Raw genomic sequence first — 24469 nt, 5'->3', positions numbered from 1 at the left:
TTCTGGCACGGTTTTCGCCATGGTAGGGAGCGGAACTAAATACAACAAATAATAAAAAACCGCCTGTTATGCGGTTTAGTAATAAGGCGTGTGGCTGCGACAGGCCGTTTTTAGCCCACCAGCATCAGCTCGCGATCGGCGACAGTGGGCTTATTCAATAGCGACAGCAGAATGGTTTTTACCGCCTGTGCCGCAGGCGAGAGCGGCAGCTGCGCAGACATGTTCAGCGACAGCGGCAGCGTTAGTGAGGGTGATGTGATGCGGGCCATCCAGGCGTGGGTTGAGCTGACCAGCGCCCGGGCAGCGGATTCCGGCAGCACGGTTACGCCCAGCCCGCTGGACACCGCGGCGGTCAGGGTGGCGATCGATTCAATTTCGCCAATGATGCGCGCGCTCAGACGGCGCAGTGAAAACGCTTCATCTACCCGCTTGCGCACCGCGCTGTAGTCACGCGGCAGAAACAGGTTCATCTGCGCGACGTCGGCCAGATCCACCGCTGACCCCGGGCAGGCGGTTGCGCCGACCAGGTAAAGCTCCTCTTTCAGCAGCGGCAGGCTGGTCACGCCAGCCGTGGGCGCGCGATCGTAGAGCACGGCCATATCAAGCTGACCGTTCAGCACTTTATCGTTCAGTGAGCTGCCGCTGTTTTCATGCAGATACACCAGCACATCCGGATACTGCTCGCGCACGGTCTGCAGCAGCGGCATGGTCAGAGCGGAGGCCGCCGTGCCGGGTGCCAGACCAATAGAAACCTGTCCGGTCAGCGTCTGGCCCGCCTGGCTGACGGCGGCCTGCGCCTGCTCACACTGACGTAATATGGTGCGGGCGTGCGCATAGAGAATTTTACCCGCGTCGGTAGGCGTTACGCCGCGCTTGGTACGGATCAGCAGCTGCTGATCCAGTTCGCTTTCCAGCGTTGCCACCTGCTGACTGAGGGCCGGCTGCGCAATATGCAGTACTTCGGCGGCGCGGGTCAGGCTGCCGATATCGACGATGTTCACAAAATACTTCAGCCGTCTTAAGTTCATGTTGCCTCCGTCAATTCCGGTTTACCCGTTAAGGGCGTGTGGCCTGCTGGCCGATAAACAGAGTTTTGCAATAAGCAGGCCAGTTATTTCATCGCGGAAAAAAACGGCGTATCACAGAGATTAAAAGACTGGAAAATAAGCTTTTGTGATTACCTGAAAGGAAGCAGAGTGTGCCGGTGCCGCAGCGGGCGGGTAAAGCGGAGGACGACATGCACTCTGCTGGTGCAAAACCTGCAAGGCAGACGTGCAAAAAAGTGATGACAGGAAACCGGTACGTTGTTTTTGCCTCCGGCCTGACCCCGGCCCTGCCGGGGTCAGTTGTGCCGCAGAGAGCGGTGACTTAGCGTTTTTTGCGGTTGCGATGCATATCAATTGACACCGCAGCAACGATAATCATGCCTTTGATAATGTCCTGCACATAAGCGTCTACACCGACGAAGGTAAAGCCGCTCTTGATGAGTCCCAGGATCACGGCACCGATCAGCGTGCCGGTGATGCGCCCCACGCCGCCCATCAGGCTGCTGCCCCCGATAACCGCGGCTGCGATCGCATCCAGCTCATACGCCATCCCCATGCTTGACTGACCGCTGCTGACGCGCGCTGCCAGTACCACGCCTGCCAGGCCTGAGAGCGCACCGGCAATGGTATAGACGATGATCAGATACTTATTAACATTGATGCCGGACACTTTGGCTGATGTCATGTTGCCGCCAATGGCATAGACATATTTGCCGTAGCGGGTATGTTTCAGCGCGATATGGAACAGGAACGCCACCACCAGGAAGATGATAACCGGCATTGCACCCTGACCAATCGAGGTAAAGCTGTCTGACAGAAAGCTGATGGGATTACCCTGCGTATAGTATTGCGCCAGGCCGCGCGCGGATACCATCATCCCCAGCGTGGCGATAAAGGGCGGAATACCGGTACGGGTGATCAGCACGCCGTTGATGACGCCGCACAGCAGTCCGACACCGATACCGGCGCCGATGGGGATGGCCGCAGGCAGGTTAACCAGCGAGGGGAACATTGGCGACAGGCTTTCTGAGGTCTGCGCCAGGCTGGCCGCCACCACCGCCGTCAGGGCGATAACGGAGCCGGAGGAGAGGTCGATGCCGGTGGTGATGATCACCTGCGTAACGCCGACCGCGATAATGCCGATAATGGCCACCTGCAGGACAATCAGCACTAAACGGTTGGTGTTGAGCAGAAAAGACTGATCGCGTACGTACCAGCCGGCAATTTCAAAAATCAGCGCAATGCCTAACATCACCACAAAAATGCCGGTATCTTTCGGCAATTTATGGCGCAGATTACTGAAGAAAGAGCTTTGTTCAGTGGCCTGCGGGGCCGTAGCTTTTACATTATTCATAGGGATCTCAAGCCTCACTCAGATGCCAGCGACAAAATGGTTTCCTGGTCGGCCTCTTCTTTACTGAGGATGCCGGTTATGCGCCCGCCGTGCATCACCATGATGCGGTCACTCATGCCGAGAATTTCCGGCAGTTCAGAAGAGACCATGATGATAGCCACACCGCGATTAGCGAGTTCACTGATCAGGCGGTAGATCTCGGCTTTGGCCCCTACATCGATACCGCGGGTCGGTTCGTCCAGAATCAGGATCTTCGGCTGCGCCAGCAGCCAGCGCGCAATCAGCACTTTTTGCTGGTTACCGCCGCTGAGGTTATTGATGATCTGATCCATGGTCGGCGTTTTAATATTGAGCTTGCGGATCTGATCCATACAGTCCTGCGCCATTTTCACATGGCTGACAAAGCCGCTTTTGCCGGTGTAATCGGGCATGTTAACGATGCTCATGTTCTCCATCACCGACAGCACCAGAAACAGCCCCGACTTTTTGCGATCCTCAGTGAGAAACGCCATGCCTTTTTCAATGGCCATAGAGGGCGAATCGATGCTGACCGGTACACCATCGATCAGCACTTCACCGCTGTCATAACTCTCCATACCAAACAGGCTTTCCATCACCTCACTGCGTCCCGCACCCACCAGCCCGGCGACGCCCAGAATCTCCCCTTTGCGTACGCTGAAGCTGATATCGCTGAAGCGATCTTTGCTGGTCAGGCCGCGCACCGTCAGCACATCTTCGCCGATGGTGCCGTTGAATTTCGGAAACAGCTGGGTCAGCTCGCGCCCCACCATCTGGGTGATCAACGACTGCCGCGTAAACGCGCTGGTATCGTTGCTTCCGACCCAGGTACCGTCACGGAAGATGCTGATTTCATCGGTAATAGTGAAGATCTCATCCATCTTATGGCTGATATAGATAATCGCCTTGCCCTGCTCCCGCAGGTCGCGAATGATAGTAAACAGATGCGCCACTTCGGTTTCGGTGAGCGCGGAGGTGGGCTCATCCATGATCACCACGTCAGAGTTCCATGATACCGCTTTGGCAATCTCCACCATCTGCTGCGCCGCAATGCTCAGCTCGCCCACCATGCGATCCGCTTTGAGGCGAATATTGAGTTTATTAAGCAACTCCTGCGTCTGGCGGTTCAGCAGCGCGTGATCGACGAAGCCAAACTTCATCGGCTCACGCCCCAGCCAGATATTTTCCGCCACGGTCATATGCGGCACCAGGTTCAGCTCCTGATGGATCATTGAGATGCCGGAACGCAACGCGTCCATGGTGTCCTGGAACTGCACGGGTTCCCCTTTGATGCGGATAGTGCCCTTATCGGGACGGTAAATCCCGATAAGGCATTTCATCAGCGTGGATTTGCCTGCGCCATTCTCGCCCATCAGGGCATGTACCGACCCCGGCCTGATTCGCAGTGAGACATTGTCGAGTGCCTTCACTCCGGGGAAGAACTTGCTGATGCCTTCGGCTTCAAGCGCAAAAGCGGTCATACATCACCTCCATACGGCTTAAGGGGGGAGCGGTTATTTCTGGTTGCGGTTCTCAAACTGCGCCATGTTCTCTTTGGTGATCAGCTGATAAGGGATGTTGATCACTTTCTCAACTTTCTCACCTTTGGCCAGGCTGACAGCAGCCCGCACCGCGCCTTCACCCTGCCCTTTGGCATCCTGGAAAACCGTGGCGACCATTTTGCCGTTTTTCAGCATCTGCAGCGCATCCGGGGTGCCATCCACGCCGGCAATCAGGATATGGTTCGGGTTTTTGCCCAGCGCCTGCAGGGCACCAATCGCCATTTCATCGTTGTTAGAGGCGATGGCCTGGATGTCATCGCCGGCGGTCATCCAGTTGCTGACCACATCCACCGCGTCGTTACGGGTGAATTTTGCCGTCTGCTTCTGCACCACTTTGATATCAGGATATTTCGCTACCACCGCTTCCACGCCTTTGGTGCGGTCGCGCGTTGATTCGTTCGCTAAATCACCCATCAGGATCGCCACGTTGCCTTTGCCGTTCATCGCTTTGGCCAGCGCTTCCATCTGCAGGCGGCCCGCCAGCTCTGAGTCTGAGCCGACATACGCCATTTTGTTTGTGAGTTCACCGGCAGGTTTACGGTTAACGAAGATCAGGGGAATATCCGCTTTCTTCGCCGCGTCCATGATCGGTTTCACGGCGTTGGTATCCACCGGGTTAACGATAATGGCGTCCACGCCCTGCCCGATAAAGTTCTGTACCTGCTGCAGCTGCTGCGACACGTCCCCTTTGGCATCTTCCAGCTGGCCTTTAACGTTATCTTTCTGCATCTCTTTCTGCATTGCCGTGCGCAGAATGGTCAGAAAGTTGTCGTCAAACAGCGCCATTGAGACACCAACCTGCAGATCTTTCGCCATAACCGCAGCGGGCAACATGCAGGCTAACAGGGAAGTGACTAACGCTTTTTTAAATTTCATAGGGCACCTTCTTATTGTTAGTTAACGCACGCACAGCATGATGCATCAGGTAAATGAAAAAAATCTTTTGCCTTTGCGCACCGCGACTGGCGTTATTTATGGGTACAGATTTCGGATAGTTGCACTTTTCGCGCTGAAGCCAGCTGATGTTGCTCTGAAGAACGCGCTCCTTATCAACAGGTTAATTTTGCTGTCACCGCCGCCTGTTAAAAAGTAGTTTCCGGCGTGATGATAAGCAGTTCATTTGTTTCATACTTGCTTCATATGAAATTTTCATCATAAAAGCACTGAAACAGTTGTTTTAAAATCAGCAAACCGCAAAAATTTGACACGCCTCTAACATCTCAGCGGAAATGCCTCTGAATTGAGATCCTGTTGGCAGTTTGCTTTGCCACCACATCAGGCAGAAAAGCAGCAGAATGGTGCTTTTGCGCGCACTTAAACCAAAAGTGTGCAGTACAGCTTTGACAAGCGGGATCGCGCTCGCTACTATTCGCCTCGTTCACACGATTCCTCTGTAGTTCAGTCGGTAGAACGGCGGACTGTTAATCCGTATGTCACTGGTTCGAGTCCAGTCAGAGGAGCCAGAATTAGAAAAGCCCGCTCAGGGAAACCTGAGCGGGCTTTTTGCTGTGTTGCGTTTTGATGTGGTACTGGCTGGTACTGCGCCAGACTGGCCCGAAGGGTCAGGCTTTGCGGAGTGTTAACTGACTTTAACCAACACGTCTTCGTAGCTTCGCATAATGTGATAAAGAGATGTATTGCTTTCGGCATCTCCTTCAAGCGTGGAAGAATAACTTAACGTGTCGCTGTCTAAATTTGTTCCAGTCATATATCCTGTCGCGAAACCGGAATCCGCTCCGGTTGTCTCCCACGATAAAACAGGAGGCGAGGTTTCGTTATATGTAGCGGTTTTCGGCAAGATATTTACCTGTGATTCTGATTGATTGCTGACAGAGTGCTTAGCTTCATTATACTTTTTTATTTCCTCAGAGGGCTCTTCCTCTTCCTTATCCATGTTGATATAATTTGATGTTATAGCTTCTTTTTGTGAATGTTCATTTACAGCGCGACTTCCTCTCATATCTGCATCAGCTCCATTCAGGGCTGCAGAATCAACGAAATATACTAAATCGCTATTTTTAAAATAGTCTTCTTCTATATCTACCTGCAAAATTGAATCAAGGCTAAAAACTTGTGCAGATATATGATATATCCCTGTATTACTATCTTCAATAATATTCAGACTCTTTTGAACTGATTCTGATAGGTTACACCTCAACGGAACTGGTATATCCATTAAATTTTTTACAACACTATCAAAAGATGATCTGCTATCGGTAATATCTGACAGATTAATCTTTCCTTCGGGCGTAAGAAGATCATTCTCTCTGCTCAGCCCTAATTTTTCCCTGAGCATAATCGATGAACAGAGAACAGTAAAATTGCTGTCAGGTACAAAACTTTCTGCCTTTTCACTGCCTCTGGATACGGTAATCTGCATTGCGTTGTACCGGCTATCTGGCCTTAGCGTAATGTCCATTTTATTGAGATGTAGCTCTATTTTCCCCATGTTTTGCAGTGACTCTGGTGTAGCTTTTCTGTCCCGAAGTTCGGTTCTAAGTTGAGCTATCACTGACTTATAAACTTCCTCTTTTTCTCTTCTGACGCCACCAAGCGTAAATATATTAACAAGGTGTTCCAGCATACCTTTAGGTCTGGCAACATCTTTCATATTTAATTCACTGCCTATACCCATGGCATATGCACTAAGTCGGGAAGCTTCTTTGGTACTGATTAAAGCGGGAACTGACATAATTTCTCCTGAACTGCGTCTAAAAAACAGCCCTATAGTTAAAATGATCTCCTGTCCGCGCGCTCTCTAAATTCGCTCCTTATGGTTCAACGTCCCTGGCTGGCTTCGCGCCACACGTACTGCTGTCCGGGCTGGAGTATGCCTGTGTTATCATGGGGTTTTTGATCAACGCTGTGAAAACCATGTCTGAGACCCCCAGTAAACGCAAAAACGATCCGGAAGGATTAAAGCGCCGTATCATTGCGGCTGCGCTCTCTGTTTTCGCCGAATATGGCCTGACGGGCGCGCGCATGGAGCAGATTGCAGCGCTGGCGCAGACCACGAAGCGCATGGTGGTTTATCACTTCACCAGCAAAGAAGCGCTCTACATTGAGGTGCTGGAGCAGGTGTATCGCGCCATGCGCGAGCATGAAACCAGCCTGCAGCTTGCCATGCTCGAACCGGAACAGGCGATGATCAAACTGGTTGAGGCGAGCTTTGATTATCATGTGGCGCATCCGGATTTTATGCGGCTGGTCTGCAGCGAAAACCTGCTGCGCGGCCGCTATATCATGCAGTCTGAGCGGATCAAAACGCTTAACCGCAGCGCGCTCGAACTGCTTGAAGCGATACTGACGCGTGGCCAGCAGCAGGGACTGTTTTGTCGCGACCTCAGCAGCGTGGATGTGCACCGCCTTATCAGCAGTATCTGCGTTCACCATGTGTCGAACCGCTATACCTTTCATACGCTGTTCACGCCTGACGACAGCGAAGCGGAAACCATCCGCCGCAACCGTCAACTGGCGGTGACGGCAACGCTGCGTTACATTCGCCAGGCCCCGTCGTCTGCGGGTTCGCTGTGATGGTCTACGCTTGATCTCATCAACGGGACGGTCACAGACCTGAGACTAAGGAACACTGAAGTGAACAAAGATGCCCTTCTCTATCCGTTACGCAACACCCAGGATACTGAACACGATACAGCCCTCTGGAACTGGGCGCAGAACTCTGTGGTGGGCCAGCGTCAGCAGCTGCACCAGCCACAAACGGAAGCTGAGCTGCAGCAGCTGCTGCGCGATACGCGCGGAAAAGTGCGTCTGATGGGCAGCCGGCTGTCGCCAGGCCGGATGCTCTGCGTGCAACCCGACGATCTGTTGCTCGACCTGAGCGCCTTTACCGGCGTACTGGCTGAAGATGACCACACCATTACCTTTGCGGCCGGTACGCTGCTGCAAACGGTGTATGACACTTTAACCGCGCGCGATCGCATGCTCGCCTCTTCCCCCGGCGTGATTGCCGTGCAGACGCTGGCGGGTGCGCTGGCGACCGGGACCCATGGTCAGGGATTACAGCAGAGTTCGCTGGCGGATGAAGCGCTGCGCATTCGCATGGTGCTGGCCGATGGCAGCGTGCGTGAGTTTGCGCGCGGCGAGCCTGACTTCCCGGCAGCGCAGGTTGCCCTGGGTTCGCTTGGCGTGGTAACTGCGGTTACGCTGCGCACCCAGCCGTTTCGCTTATTTACCTGCTATAAATTTGCCGTCAGCGCCGATGCGCTGGAGCAGGATCTGCTGAAGTGGAACCGTGACTATGAGCTGAGTAAAGCCTGGTGGTTTGTCGATGACAACCTGATGCATGTCTGGAACGCTGAGCAGGCCAGCGAAGAGGATACGCAGGCCTGGCACGCCAATGGACGTCAGGTGATTGAGCATGGCGATAACGCCGACAGCAGCCTGAACCATACCATTGATCAGACGCTGGCCCAGATGCACCGCGATACGCAAATCCACGGCAAAGGCGGTAAACAGTTCCGCACCGTTACCCGCTTTCGCGACTTCACCGATGTCAGCGGCGATATTTATCAGCTTTTTTGTCGCGGCATCGCGGTCCCGCAGATCAACGTAGAAATTGCCGTGCCGCTCGATAAAACGCCGCAGGTTATCAGCAAGATTAAAGCCTGGTATGCCGAAAATCAGCCGCACATGCACTACCCGATTATCCTGCGCTGTACCGGCGCCTCAGAAGGCTGGCTGAGCCCGTCACATCAGCAGCCCTCCTGCTTCTTTGGGTTTGTCGTGTACTACGCGGATGATGGCTCGCTGTCGCAGGAGGGTCTGCATTTTCTGACGGAAGTAGAGAAACTGCTGGCAGCTGAAGGCGGACGCCCGCACTGGGGGAAATATTACGATCCGCAGCGCTATCAGTGGCGCGATATTTATCCGCAGTGGGATGCTTTCCGCGCGGTGCGTGAGACGCTGGATCCCACCCGCCGTTTCAGCAACGACTACACCACTGCGCTTTTTGACTGATGTCTGAACAGGGAGAGAATATGTTCGCCTGGGTAACGCTGCTGACGCAGCCCGATTATGTTATTGGCGTGAAAGCGCTGCACCGTTCGCTTCAGCGCAGTGAAACCCGCTGGCCGCTGGTTGTGATGGTCACGGATGCGATCGATGCCGGGACGCGCGCTGCGCTGCAGGCTGCAGGCTGTGTGATTAAGCCTGTTGCGCCGCTGATGCCCGACAGCGCGCTGGAGCAGCACTACGCGTCGGCACAGTTTGGCGAGGTGTGGAGCAAATTACGCGCGTGGGAGCTGACCGACTATGAGCGCGTGGTTTTTCTGGATGCTGATATGCTGGTTCTGCAGAACATGGATGAGCTGTTTACGCTGGATATGGGTAAATATGCGCTGGCCGCCTGTCACGCCTGCCGCTGTAATCCAAACCAGATTGCCAGCTATCCGGCCAGCTGGCAGCCGGAAAACTGTCACTATACCTGGCATGACCGGGGCGAAGCGGCACCTGCCACGCTCGACGCTTATCTTAACGGCGGTTTTCTGGTGCTGAAACCGGATAACGCCGTGTTCAGCTGGCTGCAGCAGAAAGTGCAGGAGATTGACGATCTTAAACGCTATCCCTTCTCGGAGCAGGATCTGCTGAATGAAGTGTTTGCTGGCCGCTGGTTGCCGCTTTCCTACATCTATAACGCGCTAAAGACGCTGCCCTTTCAGCACAGCGCCATGTGGCAGCAGGATAAGGTTAAAAACCTGCACTATATCCTCGCCAAGCCGTGGAAGCGCGATCTCACCCAGCCGGAAGAAGAACGCGACCGTTATTATGCGCTGGACAAACTGTGGTGGGAGCGTGGTACCGCATAGCGGCGCCGGTTTTCATACGCGGCCAAGGCGCCATGAATGGCGCCCCTGCGGTGATGGTGTACCGTAGGGGCCGCATTATTGCGGCCCTGGTTTCATACCCGGCAAAGGATGCCATGAATGGCGCCCCTGCGGTGATGGTGTACCGCAGGGGCCGCATTGATGCGGCCCTGGTTTCATTTACGGCCAGGACGCCATGAATGGCGCCCCTGCGGTGATGGTGTACCGTAGGGGCCGCATTGATGCGGCCCTGGTTTCATACCCGGCAAAGGGTGCCATGAATGGCGCCCCTGCGGTGATGGTGTACCGTAGGGGCCGCATTATTGCGGCCCTGGTTTCATTTGCGGCCAGGGCGCCATGAATGGCGCCCCTGCAATGATGATGTACCGTAGGGGCCGCATTGATGCGGCCCTGGTTTTATATGCGGCAGGTTAACGCCAGCCAAGCGCCGGGGCGACGTGGGTAAGGATGCTGTCGATAACGTGCGCGCAGTAATCCACGCCGAGCTGATTTGGAATAGTCAGCAGCAGCGTATCTGCCTCTGCAATACCCTCATCTTCTGCCAGCATCTTTATCAGGCGATCCGGCTCGGCTGCATAGCTGCGGCCGAAAATGGCGCGCGTCTTCTCATCCAGAAAACCAACTGAATCCTGATCCTGACCGCCGCGGCCGAAGTAAGCGCGATCGGTATCATTCATCAGCGCAAAGATACTGCGGCTCACCGACACGCGTGGCGCACGCTGATGGCCTGCGGCAGCCCATGCTGCGCGGTAGGCACGGATCTGCTGTGCCTGCTGCACATGGAACGGTTCGCCGGTTTCATCATCTTTCAGAGTGGAACTCTGCAGATTCATTCCCTGCTCTGCGGCCCAGACGGCAGTGGCATTTGAGCCAGATCCCCACCAGATACGCTCGCGCAGGCCTTCAGAGAACGGCTCCAGACGCAGCAGCCCTGGGGGATTCGGGAACATTGGCTGGGGATTTGGCTTTGCAAATCCCTCACCGCGCAGCACGTCCAGCAGCGCTTCCGTGTGCCGGCGCCCCATATCCGCGTCGCTCTCGCCGGCGCGGGGATCAAACCCGAAGTAGCGATACCCCTCAATCACCTGCTCCGGCGAACCGCGGCTCAGCCCCAGCTGCAGACGGCCGCCGGAAATCAGATCGGCTGCGCCCGCGTCTTCTGCCATATAGAGCGGATTTTCATAACGCATATCGATAACGCCAGTACCGATTTCAATACGGCGGGTCTTTGCCCCCACCGCAGCCAGCAGCGGGAAAGGCGAACTCAGCTGGCGGGCAAAGTGGTGGACGCGGAAATAGGCGCCGTCTGCCCCCAGCTCTTCTGCCGCGACCGCAAGGTCAATAGACTGCAGCAGTACATCCTGCGCCGAGCGGGTGGCAGAATGGGGTGATGGCGTCCAGTGACCGAATGAGAGAAAACCAATTTTTTTCATGTTTCAGTACTCCCCGCCAGCGACAGAATCGCCTGACGTTACCTATGTATAAATCGATAAACAAAGGGTACGCCAGCACGGTGATGAGTGATAGCCAATAGTTTTCGTGCGCATCTTCAACTTTTTTGTACAACCGCACCCACCCTCTCGCCTATCAATCTCAGCTATCTTTAAAACACCGATTTGCCAAACAGACTGATGCACTCAGGGATGCCTTATGCACCTTATCTCTTTACCTATGTATGACATCGACAGCGCGACAACGGCGGCAACTACCGATGCGCTACTGAAACTGCTGGCAAAACGCGATGTGACAGCACAGGTGGTTGCACCGGACGATCTGCTCACCCACTGGCACGACGACAATCTGCTGCTAAGCCAGACCTGCGGCTATGCGCTGGTCAGTCAGCTGCCAGAGGTACAGCTGGTCGGCACGCTGCAGTCGTGTGCACCGGGCTGTGAGGATCTGCGTTACCGCAGCTGGCTGGTGGTACGCCGGGAGGAGGACGATCGCATGCTGGAGGATTTCCGCGGACGGCGTGCCGTATGCAACAGCGCTGACTCTCACTCAGGCTATAACGCCCTGCGCTATGCGATCGCACCGCTTGCGCGGCACGGTAAGTTTTTTGCAGAAACGCACTTTAGCGGCAGCCATCAGCAGTCGCTGGCGGCGCTGCGCCGTAACGAAGCAGATATCGCGGCCATTGACTGTATTACCTGGGCGCTGCTGCAAAAATATCAGCCGCAGGCGCTGGCCGGGGTGACCATTATTGGCGAGACGCCGCTCTGTCCGGCCCTGCCGCTTATTACGTCTGCCCGCACCGACAGTCTGCTGCTGGAAAAGCTGCGCAGCGCGTTATTTGAACTGGCCAACGTTGAGGATTTTAAACCGCTGATGCAGGCCAATCTGCTGAACGGTTTTTCAGTGCCCTGCCGCAGTTACTATGATGAGGTCCTCGCATGGGAGCAGCAGGCGGCGGCACTGGGCGTGACCCGGCTCTGAACAACGCAGGAACAGGTGACAACCGGGAAAATTTGGTACACTCGCCGCAGTCAATTCAGGAGAATGTAATGACCGCGCGCTCTGTAACGCTGGATGATGTCGCCCGCCTGGCTGGCGTCTCATATCAAACGGTATCCCGGGTACTAAACCATTCGTCACAGGTCTCAGCTCGCACGCGTGCCCGGGTAGAGGCGGCGATGGCAGAACTCAGCTACGTGCCCAATCGGGTGGCGCAACAGCTGGCGGGTAAGGCAACGCGCACGCTGGGACTGGCCACCAGCGATCTGGCGCTGATGGCACCGGCACAGATCGCTTCTGCGATTCAGCAACGGGCCGCTGCCGGGGGGTATCATCTGGTGATCGCCATGGCTAATGCACAGAGTGCCGCGCAGGATACGGTTAATGAGCTGCTGGCGCAGCGCGTTGATGCGCTGCTGATTAACCTGCCGCTGGATGCCGGACAGGCGGCACAGATCCAGCAGCAGTGTGGCAGTAAACCCGCCCTGTTTCTCGATGTCGAAACCTGTGCGCCGGTACCGCAGTGTCAGTATCAGAGCAGCTGCGGCGCACAGCAGGCGGTGGATCATCTGGTGGCGCTGGGTCACCGTGAAATTGGCGTGCTGAACGGTCCGGCGCGCTCAGCGTCGGCCCGCGCCCGCTTTGCTGACTGGCAGCGGGCGCTGGCACACCATCAGCTGCAGCCTTATTGTGTTCTGGACGGTGACTGGAGCGCGGCGTCCGGCTATCAGGCGCTGCTTACCCTGCTGCCGGATCGGCTGCCGCAGGCGCTGCTGGTCGCTAACGATCAGATGGCGCTGGGGGCAATGCGCGCGCTGCACCAGCACGGCGTCGCGATCCCGGCGGATATCTCGCTGATTGGCTACGATGACACCGCAGAGAGCGCCTGGTACCAGCCACCGCTGACCACCGTCCGGCAGGATCTGCAGCAGCTGGGGCGTATCAGCGTGGAGCGGATCCTGGCGCAGCTGGCCGGACAAACGCTGCGCGCGCTGCCGCTGGAGACGGAGCTTGTTCTGCGTGAAACCACGGCCGCTCCGCAGCACAATGGCGTCGATACGGGCGAAATTGCCCGCCAGCTGCAGGCACTGGCGCAGGCATTAAAAAGGTCGCCATAATGGCGACCTTGTCACAGTGAAACCTTACCGCTGCACTTAGTGTTCTTTCGGCTCACCCATGCTTTTCAGTTTTTTCGACAGATCGCGACGTTCTTTCGACAGATCGGCATTTTTAATGATGTATTCATCCACGCGATCTTCATAGTCCACGCGCATAGAGGCGATAATTTCCTGGATCGCCTCCACGCTCATGCCGGGTTTGATATATTCACTCAGGTTATCCAGCAGCAACACACGTTTCTGGTTATCACGGATTTTCTTTTCGTTATCGTGAATTTCGCGCTGCAGTTTGTTTTTACGACGAAACATACGCACAAACTCCAGCACGTCCTGAAATGATTGCTTGGCATTTTCCATGTTGGCACCTTTCTTAAGGCCTGCCGCAGCAGGCGGAATAGTCATATAACGTCAAGAGTTGTAGCTTAGCGGCTGTTGAGCCGGGTTAGCAATTCTCACAGCAAATTTCAGACTGGCTCTTATCTTAGCGCAAAGAAAGGGCAATTCGCACTAAGTGGTTGCCAGAGAAAACTATTTGCGCAGCGCCAGCCGGACCAGATCGGTCATACGCTCCAGCTGCCGCGCCTGCTCCAGACTTAGCCAGACGTAGCCGTATATCGCCGTGGTTTCCAGCTGCGCGCTGCCGCTGGCGATCAGCGCCTCCAGCTCCTGCACAATCTCCTCCAGCGCGTGGCTGTTAGCGATAACCTGTTCCGTCTCCCCTTTTTGCAGCAGCAGCGCCAGCGCGTTCAGCGTCTCTTCCGTCATCTGCTGCGTGCGCCGCAGCGCGGGTGCATTCAGCAGCAGCAGATGACTTTCACGTGAGGCCCACCAGGCTTCAATCTGCATCTGCATGGTATTGACCATGTTACGGTTGATGGTCTGGATCGCCTCAAACACCGATTTCGGAATGCGCGTCTCTTTACTGGCGGGCTCCAGCAGCGCACGCATTCTGATGACGCTGCTGAGCAGCTTCTGAAAGCGCGGACTGAGACGCGGTTTCTCGACCAGATTGGGTGAAAAACCGGCGTGATGGATCTTTGCCATGCTGACAAACGCATCGGAGAGCTGAATACGCCAGTGGATGTAGGCACGCTGCGCCCAGATGGCACTAAACAGCAGCGCCATCAGCGAGCCTAAAATGACATCGCCGCCGCGCCACAGCGCCACGGTGAAATCACCGGCCGGCGCCCCCACCACCACGCCGAGCGTGATACCAATCAGCAGGGCCATATAGGGATGCTTGCCCAGCGTCAGGTAGCCACAGACAATCATGACCGCAAAGCACCAGACCAGCATCAGCGGCAGCGAGATAAGCTCCAGCTTTAGCGCAATCAGACCGGAAATCAGCCCGGCAAAGGTTCCGCTGATACGCTGGATCACGCGCGGCAGTACGTTACCCCAGGTAGAGATGGGTCCCATCACGACCACCAGCGTAATCAGCGGCCAGGTGCCTTCAGGAATATTCGTCAGCCTGACAAACAGGAAGCAGAGTACAAAGGCGATAGCGATACGCACACCGTGAACGGCGCGGTAGTGGCGGTAGAACCAGAATTCAATCGACGAGACAGGCTTGTCAGCGCGTAACATGGTTATCCGGGAACGGGAAAAATTTGCGCGCTATGTTACCCTGGCATGGCAGCAGGCTTCAGCCCCTGCCGCCGCTTTTTCCCGCTTTTTTTATGTTCGCATACATCAGATAACAGTGGCGTCACATTCTGCTTTCAAAACAGAAACGCAGCGATAACGCCACGGTTAACCCGATCAGAGTTTACGCTTCACGTAGTCGCTGATACGGGTCACGATGCCCGCCTCTTCCACCGTCTGCAGCGCATACAGCGGATAGCTTGCCAGCTGTTTATCTTTATCCAGTACCTGAATTTCACCAATCTGCTCGCCGGCTTTCAGCGGTGCGGTGAGATCTTTGCGATCGATAACATATTTCGCCATTACGTTAGCCACTTCGCTGCGCGGCAGCGACAGATAGATATCCTGCGTGGTACCCACCTCGACTTTATGCGGATTGCCGTACCAGACGTTTTCGCTGCCGATCTTCTTGCCGGCATGGAACAGCTGCACGGTATCAAAGTTGCTTTGCCCCCACGTCAGCAGTTTGCGCGCCTGCTCTTCGCGCCCTTTGGAACTTTTGCCGCCCATGATCACCGCGATCAGCCGGTGGCGGCCTTCAACGCTGGAAGCGACAATGTTAAACCCGGCGCTCTCGGTATGGCCGGTTTTCATCCCGTCTACGTGCAGATGCTGATCCCACAGCAGGCCATTACGGTTGTTCTGCGTAATGCCGTTATAGCTCAGGGTTTTCTCGCTATACATAGCGTAAAAGTCCTGCTCGCCATTAATAATGGCGCGTGACAGCACCGCCAGATCGCGGGCCGTGGTGTGCTGGCCCGGTGCATCGAGGCCGTGTACGGTTTCAAAATGCGTATGCGTCAGTCCGAGCTTCTGCACATAGTGATTCATCATGGTGACGAAACTCTCCTGGCTGCCGGCCACGTAGTCTGCCAGCGCCACGCAGGCATCATTACCGGAATCGATAATAACCCCGCGCATCAGATCGCGTACCGTGACTTTATCGCCCGGCTTGAGGAACATCAGCGAGGAGCCTTTGAACACCGGATTGCCCGCCGCCCAGGCATCTTTGCCCACGGTGACAACATCATCCCGGGTGATTTTATGCTGATCGACCGCGCGATCGACCACATAGCCGGTCATCAGCTTGGTGAGGCTGGCGGGATTACGCTCTGCATCCGGATTGCCGGCAGTGAGGATCTGCCCGGTGGTAGCGTCCATTAATACCCATGATGCGGCATCAATACCCGGCGCCGTCACGGGAAACGGCAGGCTGTCATCCGCCTGCGCCATTGATGCCATCACCACTAATCCAGAAAGAGTTACCCACACACGCCTTTTCAACACATTGTCCTCAGTTTAAAAATGAATTTACCGCCGCACGTTGTACGGCAAATGGCGCTTTGATATCTGAATAAATTGAAAAAAAGTATGTCCCGTACAGAAAAAGTGCAGGTCCGCCCGCAGCGCGGCGGATGAGGGTTGTGCTGGCTGAAACGCCCGACTATTCTGTGGGTTGATTTTTCAATCCAGGATAACGCCGTGCCCGCCTCTGAGTTCACCTTTCTGTTCCATGACTATGAAACCTTCGGTAAGAGCCCGTCGCTGGATCGTCCGGCCCAGTTTGCCGGCCTGCGCACCGATGCCGACTTTAACCCGGTGGGTGAACCGCAGGTGTTTTACTGTCAGCCCGCAGATGACTATCTGCCACAGCCGGAAGCGGTGATGATCACCGGCATTACGCCGCAGGTTGCGCGCACGCGCGGCGTCACGGAAGCGGAATTTGCCGCACGTATCCACTCACTGTTTACCCAGCCCAATACCTGCGTGATCGGCTATAACAACGTGCGCTTTGACGACGAAGTCACGCGCAATATTTTCTACCGCAACTTTTTTGATCCCTACGGCTGGAGCTGGCAGAACGGCAATTCGCGCTGGGATCTGCTGGATGTGATGCGCGCCTGCTATGCGCTGCGGCCGGAAGGGATTGTCTGGCCTGAAAATGAGGAAGGCTTTCCCAGTTTTAAGCTGGAGCATCTCACGAAAGCCAACGGCGTGGCGCACGAACAGGCGCACGATGCGATGTCTGACGTGTGGGCTACGCTGGCGATGGCAAAACTGGTCAAAGAGAAGCAGCCAAAGCTGTATGCGTTTCTCTTCGCGCACCGCAATAAGCAAAAGCTGATGACCCTGATTGATATTCCGCAGATGAAGCCGCTGGTTCACGTCTCCGGTATGTTTGGCGCTGCGCGGGGCAATACCAGCTGGATTGTGCCGCTGGCGTGGCATCCTGATAACAAAAATGCGCTGATTGTGGCTGACCTGGCCGGCGATATGACCCCGCTGCTGGAGCTGGAGCCGGACGCGCTGCGCGAGCGTCTCTATACGCGGCAGAGCGAGCTGGGCGATGCCGCACCGGTGCCCATTAAGCTGGTACACATTAATAAGTGTCCGGTGCTGGCTCCGGCCAGCACGCTGCGCCCGGAAGATGCGGAGCGACTCGGGATCGATCGCCAGTACTGTCTGGCGAACCTCGCCCTGCTGCGCCAGCATGTCGCCGTGCGTGAGAAAGTGGTGACGCTGTTTGCTGAAGCGGAACCCTTTACGCCGTCAGCGGATGTCGATGCGCAGCTGTATGACGGCTTCTTCAGCGATGCCGATCGCGCCGGCATGACGATTCTCCGTCAGACGGCGCCGCAGAATCTGCCGGCGCTGGATCTTACGTTCAACGACCCGCGCGTTAATCCGTTGCTGTTTCGCTACCGGGCGCGTAACTTTCCCGGCACGCTCGACGATCGCGAGCTGCAGCGCTGGCTGCAGCATCGCCGCGAAGCGTTGAATGCCGAACGGGTGCAGGCATTTTTGCTGGAGCTGGAATCCCTGGCGAGCCTGCATGAAGAGGATGCGGAAAAGATGGCGCAGCTGAAGGCGCTCTATCACTACGCCCAGGCGCTGGTTTCCTGAAGTGAAACAGGTGTCAGAAGTGAAACCAGGTTAGTGCAAATATACCAGGCGAAGGTAACGGGTGTGTAGCGGGGATAACTCTTGCAGAAAGCAGACCGGAGGCGCAGCGCCTCCGGTCACGGGCATTACACTTCTTCGCTGAACTGCGGGACCGGATTACGGAAGGTACGGGTGACGAACGCCAGGTAGATAATACCAATTGCGCCCCATACCAGACCCAGCACCATGGAGGTCTCTTCGAGGTTGATCCATAGCGCACCCACCGTCAGCGCGCCCATTACAGGCAGCACCAGATAGTTCAGGTGGTCTTTCAGCGTCTTGTTACGCTTCTCGCGGATCCAGAACTGTGCGATCACGGAGAGGTTAACAAAGGTAAATGCGACCAGCGCACCAAAGTTGATCAGCGCCGTAGCGGTCACCAGATCAAAGTTGATAGCCAGCAGTGCCACCGCGCCCACCAGCAGTACGTTCAGTGACGGCGTGCGATATTTTGGATGCACGAAGCCAAAGATGCGCTGCGGGAACACGCCATCGCGGCCCATTACGTACATCAGACGTGAAACGCCTGCGTGTGCCGCCATACCTGACGCCAGCACGGTCACCACAGAGAAGATCAGGATCCCGATCTGCAGCGCTTTACCGGCCACAAACAGCATGATTTCAGGCTGTGACGAGTCCGGATTCTGGAAACGCGAGATATCCGGGAAGTAGAGCTGCAGGAAGTAGGAGACCGCGATAAAGATCACGCCACCAATCAGCGCCGTCAGGAAAATCGCGCGCGGGATCGTGCGTTCAGCATCTTTGGTCTCTTCCGACAGCGAGCTGATGCCGTCAAAGCCGAGGAACGAGAAGCAGAGAATCGTCGCACCGGTGATCATCGGCACCACCTGAGCATGCTCAGACCAGAACGGTTTCGTGCTTACCAGCGTACCGGAGCCAATACCGTGCGCCACACCGTAAACCACCATACCGGTAATCACGGCCATGACCACAACCTGCAGCACCACAATGACGCTGTTAAAGTTAGCCACGGTTTTGATACCACGCAGGTTGGAGATGGTCATAAAGGCCACCAGCAGCACAACGAAAATCCACGACGGAATACCCGGCACCAGCGACTCAAAGTAGCTTTTTGCCAGCAGGATGTTGATCATCGGCATGAACAGATAGTCCAGCAGCGATGACCAGCCCACCATAAAGCCGACGTGCGGACTGATGGCTTTCTGAGCGTAGGTATAAGCGGAGCCCGCAGATGGGAAGCGGCGTACCAGCTTACCGTAACTCACAGCCGTAAACAGAATCGCAATCAGGGCGAAAGCATAGGCAGTGGCGACGTGGCCGTCGGTTAAACCTGACACAATGCCGAAGGTATCAAACAGGGTCATTGGCTGCATATACGCCAGGCCCATCATGACGACCGGAAGCAGGGTCAGAGTTTTTTTCAGATGTGCACGCTGAGGTGCGGCAGAGGTATTAAGCGCCATTGTTCAGACCCCCTACAGCAGCAACTGATGTCAGTTGTACCACAGGGATACTGCGCAATGTGCTGCAGTGAGAAGTGATATTAGTGTTTGCGATTGTCGCCGCGCCGTAATCATCACGAAAGCGAGAACCAGCCAGTGCTGGTGCAATTGTAAACAGTCCCATCTTTGTTCCTCAAATCTCACGCAGAAGCGTGTTTCGGTGTCTATCTATCCGGATACGCGTCCGGCCTCGGTTATGTATGTATTAAAAACATTATGCAAAAAAATAACCGACGCTCAATGCGTCGGCTATGTTCTGTCTTTTGCAGGGGGCATATTTTGCCCCAACTTATACCATCGACACAAGACGTTAACGCAATTCTTCTGCTCGTCAGGCGTTCTTTAGCATCCAGTCAATCTCTGTAGCGGTGATCAGGCGTTCAAATTCCCGCAGCTCACACTGCTTACAGCTGTGCCATACGCGGCTGAAACGCTCTCCCAGCAGCTTCTGCAGCGGGTAGCTGCTTTCAAATTCATAAAGGGCGTCGCTCTGGCGAACCGGCAGTGCCAGCCCTTCTGCAGCATGTCCGTTTCCGGTCACCGCATGAGGTAAAGGTAGCTGATTATCCAGACCGTGCAAAATCCCGGCAAGAATTGTTGACACGACCAGGTAGGGATTGGCATCTGCACCCGCCACGCGATACTCCACGCGATGGTTCTCTTTGTCACCGCACGGTATACGCAGCGCCACGGTGCGATTGTTATGTCCCCACGACGCCTGCAGCGGCACAAACGACTCTGGCGAGAAGCGCCGGTAAGCATTAACGTTGGGCGCCAGCAGCGCCATTGACGCCGGCATCAGATCAATCATACCTGCCAGCGCGCGCTTCAGCAGCGGCGAGTTGCTGCCATCATCCAGAGAGAATGCGTTATGGTCTGCCGCGTCGAGCATGCTGATGTGTACGTGCATGCCGCTGCCGGCATACTCCTCATACGGCTTCGCCATAAACGTGGCGGTCATACCGTGATTTTCCGCCACCTGTCGCACCAGCCGCTTCAGCAGAACCGCGTCATCACACGCTTTGAGAATATCCTGCGTGTGATGCAGATTGATCTCAAACTGCCCCGGCGAGGCTTCTGCCAGTGCCCCATCGGCCGGGATCCCCTGCCGCTGCGCCAGCGCATCGATATCACGCAGCACGTCAGCAAAATGATCGAGGTTATCTACTGAATAAACCTGACAGTGCATGTTGCGCTCTGCGCTGCCTGGCGAGCACGGCGGCTGAATAAATCCGCCGGCATCACGTTGCTTATCAACCAGATAGAACTCCAGCTCTACCGCTACCGCCGGAAACAGTCCGCGATTACGCAGCTGCTGCCACAGCCGGTTCAGCACGTTTCGGGGTTCAACGTCAAAGGGAGTGCCATCTTGGTTGCACATCGTCAGCAGCAGCTGAGCAATGCGTTGCGGATCGGAAGCAGAAGGAATAAGCGTGCCGGGAACAGGAATGCAGAGGTTATCGGGTTCGCCAAGCGCCTGGCCGAGACCGGCTTCTTCAACGGTGTTGCCGAGAATGTCCATGGCAAAAACAGAGGCGGGAAAGTAACACCCTTTTTCAAGCCTGGGGAGCGCGGCGACAGGGATCCGTTTACCGCGAAAAACACCATTTAAATCATTTAACAGGATATCGACATACTGCGTTTCAGGATGGCGTTCCAGCCAGGTTTTCACCTCCAGCTGGAACGCGCTTGTTCGCTTCTCTTCACTGTGCCGCGTGAAGTCTTCTACTTCCACGATATTCGTCATATACCACCCGCCAGTTACCGTTAATGAGGTTTGCGCGATGCTTTAATTCCGAACTACAGCTCTAACATAGCGCCAACACAAATAGTGTGCAAATGTAACAATCTGGTTTGCAGTTCGGCGCGGGCAGATTAGATTGAGAATAACAGGCTCGCTTACGCGCCTGCCTGACCCTGCCGGCAGAGCGATCGTACTCTCAGCGTGGTAACCGGATGATGACAGATTCTGTAAAACCGCTGATCGGGATAGTGATGTGCCAGAATATGACTGGCCCCCACCCCGCTCAGACGCTGCACAATAAATATCCGGATGCGGTGGTCGCGGCGGGCGGTGTTCCGCTGCCGCTGCCGCATCAGCTGCTGGACGCACCAGAGTTGCTGGCGCAAAGCATGGCGCTGCTGGACGGCCTGCTGCTGCCTGGCAGCCCCAGCAACATTGAACCCTGGCACTATGGCGAAGCGGGCAGTGAAGCGCACAGCGACCCGGCCCGCGACCGCCTGGCTTTTGCTGCCATTACCTGGGCGACCAGCCGGCAGATGCCGCTGTTTGGTATCTGCCGCGGCCTGCAGGAGCTGGTGGTCGCCAACGGCGGTGCCCTGCATCGTCAGCTGCATCAGGTTAAAGGATTTCAGGATCACCGTGAAGATCCTGCCCGGCCGCTGTCGCAGCAGTACGCGGCGGCGCATCTGGTCACGCCGGAACCGGGCGGGTTGCTGAGTCAGCTGCCTGACTGCCATGCCCCCTTTACCGTTAACTCACTGCATGCGCAGGGCGTACGCACGCCGGGACCGCAGCTGCGCATAGAGGCGCGCGCCGCAGATGGCGTAATTGAGGCGGTGAGCCTGCGTCATCATCCTTTTGCGCTGGCGGTGCAGTGGCATCCGGAGTGGCAGTCTGAGCAGAACCCGGTTTCACGTCAGCTGTTTGCTGCATTTATTCAGGCCGCCAGCAATTATCACCGGTCACGACCCTGAGGAGGATGTGATGCATCATGTGGAGAGCTATTACGCAGCCAGCGCCAACCCGCACGCCCCCTGGCCTGCGCTGCAGGAGAGCATTCAGTGCGACGTCTGTATTATCGGCGGCGGCTTTACCGGCCTCTCCTCGGCGCTGTTTCTGACCGAAGCGGGCTACGACGTGGTTGTGCTGGAGGCGGCCACCATCGGCTTTGGCGCCAGCGGACGCAACGGCGGTCAGGTGGTGAATTCCTACAGCCGCGACGTGGATGTAATAGAGCAGCGCTACGGTAAAGCGACCGCAGCGATGCTGGGCAGCATGATGTTTGAGGGTGCCGATATTATCCGCGACCGTATCGATCGCTATGCGATCAGCTGCGACTACCGGCCGGGCGGTATTTTTGCCGCCCTGAATCAGCGGCAGATGGGCCACCTGCGGCGTCAGCAGGCGAGCTGGGCGCGCTACGGTAATCAGAGCCTGGAGCTGCTGGATGAGCGCGGTATCCGGCGGGAGATCGCTACCGATCGCTATGTCGGTGGCCTGCTGGATAAGCGCGGCGCACATCTGCACCCGCTGAATCTGGCGCTGGGAGAAGCGGAGGCGATCCGCCGCCACGGCGGGCGCATCTATGAACACTCTGCTGCCCTCGGCGTACACTACGGTACACCGCATCGCATTACCACCGCGCACGGAGAGGTGCACGCCACCTTTGTCATTTTTGCCGGTAACGCCTATCTGCCGGCGCAGCTGGAGCCGCGCCTGAGCCGTAAAAGCATGCCGTGCGGCTCACAGATTGTGACCACCGAACCGCTCAGCCGTGACCAGGCGCTGGGGCTGCTGCCTAACAACTACTGCGTGGAGGATTGTAACTATCTGCTCGATTACTTCCGTCTTACTGCGGATAACCGCCTGCTGTATGGCGGGGGCGTGGTGTATGGCGCGCGCGAACCGGCTGATATCGATGCCCTGATCCTGCCCAAGCTGCAGCGCACGTTTCCCCAGCTGCGCACTATCAAAATCAGCCACCGCTGGAGCGGTAATTTCCTGCTGACGCTGTCGCGTATGCCGCAGTTTGGTCAGCTGGAGCGCAACGCCTATTTTATGCAGGGCGACAGCGGCCACGGCGTTACCTGCACGCATCTCGCCGGCAAGCTGATTGCCGAAGTGCTGCGTGGTCAGGCGGAGCGGTTTGACGCTTTTGCCCGGCTTCCGCACCTGCCATTCCCGGGCGGACGCCGGTTTAAAGTCCCGCTGACGGCGATGGGTGCCGTATGGTATGCGTTACGCGATCGGCTGGGCGTCTGATCCGCAGCGGGAGATGCGTCTCTCCCGCTGCGTTTAGGCCAGCGGCATGCGCGCCGGATCGGGATAACGATACTCAAAGCCGAGCTCATCACAAATTTTTGTGCCATCGATCAGCTTCCCGGTTGGCCGGTCAGGCTGCGCACTGAACGTGGGCGGCACCAGCCCCAGCTTCTTTGTGACGTCAGGATAAAACGTATCCCGCGACGGATGATGCGGCGCGCAGAGGTTGTAGGTATGCCCTCCTTTCGGCCGCTGCAGCAGCAGCATAATCGCTTCCACCACATCGTCCAGATGCACCAGGTTGACGCCGTGGCTGCCGTGTTCCAGCCCGGTTTTTCCGGCAAGAAAGCGGCCAGGATGGCGGTCTGGTCCTACCAGGCCGGCGAGCCGCAGAATATCCACGCTGGTGCCTGGCAGGCCGTGCAGCCAGTTCTCCAGCTCAACCAGCGTTTTGCCGGCGACCGTCTCCGGCTGCAGCGCACTCTGCTCTTTCATGACCCCCTCGCCTGCGCCATACACCGAGGTGGAGCTGGTGAATATAATGCGTGGCACCCGGCTTGCCAGCGCCGTGTCCACTACGTTTTGCACCGCCTGCATATAGGCATCAGCACCCTGCACGGTGCGACTGGCAGGCAGCGTGACCACCAGCGCATCCACCTGCATCAGCGCCTCAAGTTCATCTGCATCACACTCAATTTCCGGCGTCAGTTTCAGCTGAAACGCCTCAATGCCGCAGCGCCGCGCGGCTTCAACGCCATCCGGCGTGGTTTTCGTGCCGGTGACGTCCCAGCCCCGCGCCGTCAGCGCCATTGCCAGCGGCATACCCAGCCAGCCCAGACCCGTAATCGCGACTCGTTTCATCTTTGCTCCTGCTGTTGCGCGCCATTGTTCTCTCATCTTAGAGCGGGGCTGCCCGGCAAACCAGCGCAAAGTGTTGCGGAAGGTTCCGTAAACTGACGTTAAAAAAGGGTTGCCAAGCCGCGCCATCTTCGCTAGG

At 56.4% G+C, this 24469-nt stretch carries 20 protein-coding genes and 1 tRNA gene; 9 read left to right on the top strand and 12 right to left on the bottom strand.

The window, feature by feature from the left end:
* Positions 1-110 precede the first annotated feature (110 nt).
* From nac to BBA90_RS09800, 4 genes are all read right to left on the bottom strand, one after another.
* Positions 111-1028 (bottom strand): nitrogen assimilation transcriptional regulator NAC, encoded by a 918-nt coding sequence (nac, locus tag BBA90_RS09815; RefSeq protein ID WP_065648962.1) that lies wholly within the window; start codon positions 1026-1028, stop codon positions 111-113.
* 340 nt (positions 1029-1368) lie between these two features.
* Complete coding sequence (locus BBA90_RS09810) at positions 1369-2400, bottom strand: ABC transporter permease (RefSeq protein WP_065648961.1); 1032 nt, start codon at positions 2398-2400, stop codon at positions 1369-1371.
* A gap of 14 nt (positions 2401-2414) precedes the next feature.
* A complete protein-coding gene (locus BBA90_RS09805) occupies positions 2415-3899 on the bottom strand; it encodes a sugar ABC transporter ATP-binding protein (RefSeq protein ID WP_065648960.1) in 1485 nt (494 codons plus the stop codon).
* Between the two features lie 33 nt (positions 3900-3932).
* On the bottom strand, positions 3933-4856 hold the full coding sequence (locus BBA90_RS09800) for a sugar ABC transporter substrate-binding protein (protein WP_065648959.1): 924 nt from the start codon (positions 4854-4856) through the stop codon (positions 3933-3935).
* Between the two features lie 511 nt (positions 4857-5367).
* On the opposite strand from BBA90_RS09800, the gene BBA90_RS09795 reads away from it, so the two are divergent.
* Positions 5368-5443: transfer RNA gene (locus BBA90_RS09795), tRNA-Asn, on the top strand.
* A gap of 116 nt (positions 5444-5559) precedes the next feature.
* Here the strand turns inward: BBA90_RS09795 and BBA90_RS09790 are convergent.
* Positions 5560-6672 (bottom strand): hypothetical protein, encoded by a 1113-nt coding sequence (locus BBA90_RS09790; RefSeq protein WP_065648958.1) that lies wholly within the window; start codon positions 6670-6672, stop codon positions 5560-5562.
* Positions 6673-6854: 182 nt separating this feature from the next.
* On the opposite strand from BBA90_RS09790, the gene BBA90_RS09785 reads away from it, so the two are divergent.
* The 3 genes from BBA90_RS09785 to BBA90_RS09775 are packed head-to-tail and all read left to right on the top strand — an operon-like array spanning position 6855 to position 9805.
* Positions 6855-7514 carry a TetR family transcriptional regulator gene (locus BBA90_RS09785; RefSeq protein ID WP_065650450.1) on the top strand — a complete coding sequence of 220 codons (660 nt, stop codon included), beginning with the start codon at positions 6855-6857 and terminating at the stop codon, positions 7512-7514.
* Between the two features lie 60 nt (positions 7515-7574).
* Positions 7575-8957, top strand: a complete 1383-nt coding sequence (locus BBA90_RS09780) for a D-arabinono-1,4-lactone oxidase (RefSeq protein ID WP_065648957.1) — start codon at positions 7575-7577, stop codon at positions 8955-8957.
* A 20-nt stretch (positions 8958-8977) separates the two neighbouring features.
* Positions 8978-9805, top strand: coding sequence for a glycosyltransferase family 8 protein (locus BBA90_RS09775; RefSeq protein ID WP_065650449.1), 828 nt, complete (start codon positions 8978-8980; stop codon positions 9803-9805).
* A gap of 428 nt (positions 9806-10233) precedes the next feature.
* On the opposite strand, the gene BBA90_RS09770 is transcribed toward BBA90_RS09775, so the two are convergent.
* The gene (locus BBA90_RS09770; RefSeq protein ID WP_065648956.1) at positions 10234-11256 is read right to left on the bottom strand and encodes an LLM class flavin-dependent oxidoreductase; all 1023 of its coding nucleotides are present in this window, start codon (positions 11254-11256) and stop codon (positions 10234-10236) included.
* Positions 11257-11473: 217 nt separating this feature from the next.
* On the opposite strand from BBA90_RS09770, the gene BBA90_RS09765 reads away from it, so the two are divergent.
* Together BBA90_RS09765 and BBA90_RS09760 are read left to right on the top strand one after the other, a co-directional pair.
* Positions 11474-12259 (top strand): phosphate/phosphite/phosphonate ABC transporter substrate-binding protein, encoded by a 786-nt coding sequence (locus BBA90_RS09765; protein ID WP_065648955.1) that lies wholly within the window; start codon positions 11474-11476, stop codon positions 12257-12259.
* 68 nt (positions 12260-12327) lie between these two features.
* Positions 12328-13395 carry a LacI family DNA-binding transcriptional regulator gene (locus BBA90_RS09760; RefSeq protein WP_065648954.1) on the top strand — a complete coding sequence of 356 codons (1068 nt, stop codon included), beginning with the start codon at positions 12328-12330 and terminating at the stop codon, positions 13393-13395.
* A 36-nt stretch (positions 13396-13431) separates the two neighbouring features.
* On the opposite strand, the gene tmaR is transcribed toward BBA90_RS09760, so the two are convergent.
* The 3 genes from tmaR to dacD all read right to left on the bottom strand — a co-directional run bounded on the left by tmaR (position 13432) and on the right by dacD (position 16326).
* Entirely contained in the window at positions 13432-13752 is a 321-nt protein-coding gene (tmaR, locus tag BBA90_RS09755; RefSeq protein ID WP_065650448.1) for a PTS system regulator TmaR, read from the bottom strand.
* Between the two features lie 171 nt (positions 13753-13923).
* Positions 13924-14982, bottom strand: a complete 1059-nt coding sequence (locus BBA90_RS09750) for an FUSC family protein (protein ID WP_065648953.1) — start codon at positions 14980-14982, stop codon at positions 13924-13926.
* A 174-nt stretch (positions 14983-15156) separates the two neighbouring features.
* Positions 15157-16326 carry a serine-type D-Ala-D-Ala carboxypeptidase DacD gene (dacD, locus tag BBA90_RS09745; RefSeq protein ID WP_065648952.1) on the bottom strand — a complete coding sequence of 390 codons (1170 nt, stop codon included), beginning with the start codon at positions 16324-16326 and terminating at the stop codon, positions 15157-15159.
* A 195-nt stretch (positions 16327-16521) separates the two neighbouring features.
* Here dacD and sbcB point away from each other — a divergent pair, with 195 nt between their 5' ends.
* Complete coding sequence (gene sbcB / locus BBA90_RS09740; protein ID WP_065650447.1) at positions 16522-17943, top strand: exodeoxyribonuclease I; 1422 nt, start codon at positions 16522-16524, stop codon at positions 17941-17943.
* A gap of 125 nt (positions 17944-18068) precedes the next feature.
* On the opposite strand, the gene BBA90_RS09735 is transcribed toward sbcB, so the two are convergent.
* Complete coding sequence (locus tag BBA90_RS09735) at positions 18069-19427, bottom strand: APC family permease (protein ID WP_039385292.1); 1359 nt, start codon at positions 19425-19427, stop codon at positions 18069-18071.
* A gap of 370 nt (positions 19428-19797) precedes the next feature.
* Entirely contained in the window at positions 19798-21213 is a 1416-nt protein-coding gene (locus BBA90_RS09730) for a glutamine synthetase family protein (protein ID WP_065648951.1), read from the bottom strand.
* A gap of 209 nt (positions 21214-21422) precedes the next feature.
* On the opposite strand from BBA90_RS09730, the gene puuD reads away from it, so the two are divergent.
* Together puuD and BBA90_RS09720 are read left to right on the top strand one after the other, a co-directional pair.
* On the top strand, positions 21423-22184 hold the full coding sequence (puuD, locus tag BBA90_RS09725) for a gamma-glutamyl-gamma-aminobutyrate hydrolase (RefSeq protein ID WP_065648950.1): 762 nt from the start codon (positions 21423-21425) through the stop codon (positions 22182-22184).
* A 10-nt stretch (positions 22185-22194) separates the two neighbouring features.
* Positions 22195-23472 carry an NAD(P)/FAD-dependent oxidoreductase gene (locus BBA90_RS09720; RefSeq protein WP_065648949.1) on the top strand — a complete coding sequence of 426 codons (1278 nt, stop codon included), beginning with the start codon at positions 22195-22197 and terminating at the stop codon, positions 23470-23472.
* 33 nt (positions 23473-23505) lie between these two features.
* Here BBA90_RS09720 and BBA90_RS09715 read toward each other — a convergent pair whose 3' ends face one another.
* A complete protein-coding gene (locus BBA90_RS09715) occupies positions 23506-24333 on the bottom strand; it encodes an SDR family oxidoreductase (RefSeq protein ID WP_065648948.1) in 828 nt (275 codons plus the stop codon).
* Positions 24334-24469 lie beyond the last annotated feature (136 nt).

The sequence above is a fragment of the Pantoea eucrina genome (genome assembly GCF_001691555.1).
Taxonomy (GTDB): domain Bacteria; phylum Pseudomonadota; class Gammaproteobacteria; order Enterobacterales; family Enterobacteriaceae; genus Pantoea; species Pantoea borealis.
Note: the sequence above shows the minus strand (reverse complement) of the source record. Positions and strands in the feature narration are given on the sequence as shown.

Coding starts and splice junctions, on each gene's coding strand:
- nac (WP_065648962.1), bottom strand. CDS start 1,028: ATGAACTTAAGACGGCTGAAGTATTTTGTGAACATCGTCGATATCGGC.
- BBA90_RS09810 (WP_065648961.1), bottom strand. CDS start 2,400: ATGAATAATGTAAAAGCTACGGCCCCGCAGGCCACTGAACAAAGCTCT.
- BBA90_RS09805 (WP_065648960.1), bottom strand. CDS start 3,899: ATGACCGCTTTTGCGCTTGAAGCCGAAGGCATCAGCAAGTTCTTCCCC.
- BBA90_RS09800 (WP_065648959.1), bottom strand. CDS start 4,856: ATGAAATTTAAAAAAGCGTTAGTCACTTCCCTGTTAGCCTGCATGTTG.
- BBA90_RS09790 (WP_065648958.1), bottom strand. CDS start 6,672: ATGTCAGTTCCCGCTTTAATCAGTACCAAAGAAGCTTCCCGACTTAGT.
- BBA90_RS09785 (WP_065650450.1), top strand. CDS start 6,855: ATGTCTGAGACCCCCAGTAAACGCAAAAACGATCCGGAAGGATTAAAG.
- BBA90_RS09775 (WP_065650449.1), top strand. CDS start 8,978: ATGTTCGCCTGGGTAACGCTGCTGACGCAGCCCGATTATGTTATTGGC.
- BBA90_RS09770 (WP_065648956.1), bottom strand. CDS start 11,256: ATGAAAAAAATTGGTTTTCTCTCATTCGGTCACTGGACGCCATCACCC.
- BBA90_RS09765 (WP_065648955.1), top strand. CDS start 11,474: ATGCACCTTATCTCTTTACCTATGTATGACATCGACAGCGCGACAACG.
- BBA90_RS09760 (WP_065648954.1), top strand. CDS start 12,328: ATGACCGCGCGCTCTGTAACGCTGGATGATGTCGCCCGCCTGGCTGGC.
- tmaR (WP_065650448.1), bottom strand. CDS start 13,752: ATGGAAAATGCCAAGCAATCATTTCAGGACGTGCTGGAGTTTGTGCGT.
- BBA90_RS09750 (WP_065648953.1), bottom strand. CDS start 14,982: ATGTTACGCGCTGACAAGCCTGTCTCGTCGATTGAATTCTGGTTCTAC.
- BBA90_RS09735 (WP_039385292.1), bottom strand. CDS start 19,427: ATGGCGCTTAATACCTCTGCCGCACCTCAGCGTGCACATCTGAAAAAA.
- BBA90_RS09730 (WP_065648951.1), bottom strand. CDS start 21,213: ATGACGAATATCGTGGAAGTAGAAGACTTCACGCGGCACAGTGAAGAG.
- puuD (WP_065648950.1), top strand. CDS start 21,423: ATGATGACAGATTCTGTAAAACCGCTGATCGGGATAGTGATGTGCCAG.
- BBA90_RS09720 (WP_065648949.1), top strand. CDS start 22,195: ATGCATCATGTGGAGAGCTATTACGCAGCCAGCGCCAACCCGCACGCC.
- BBA90_RS09715 (WP_065648948.1), bottom strand. CDS start 24,333: ATGAAACGAGTCGCGATTACGGGTCTGGGCTGGCTGGGTATGCCGCTG.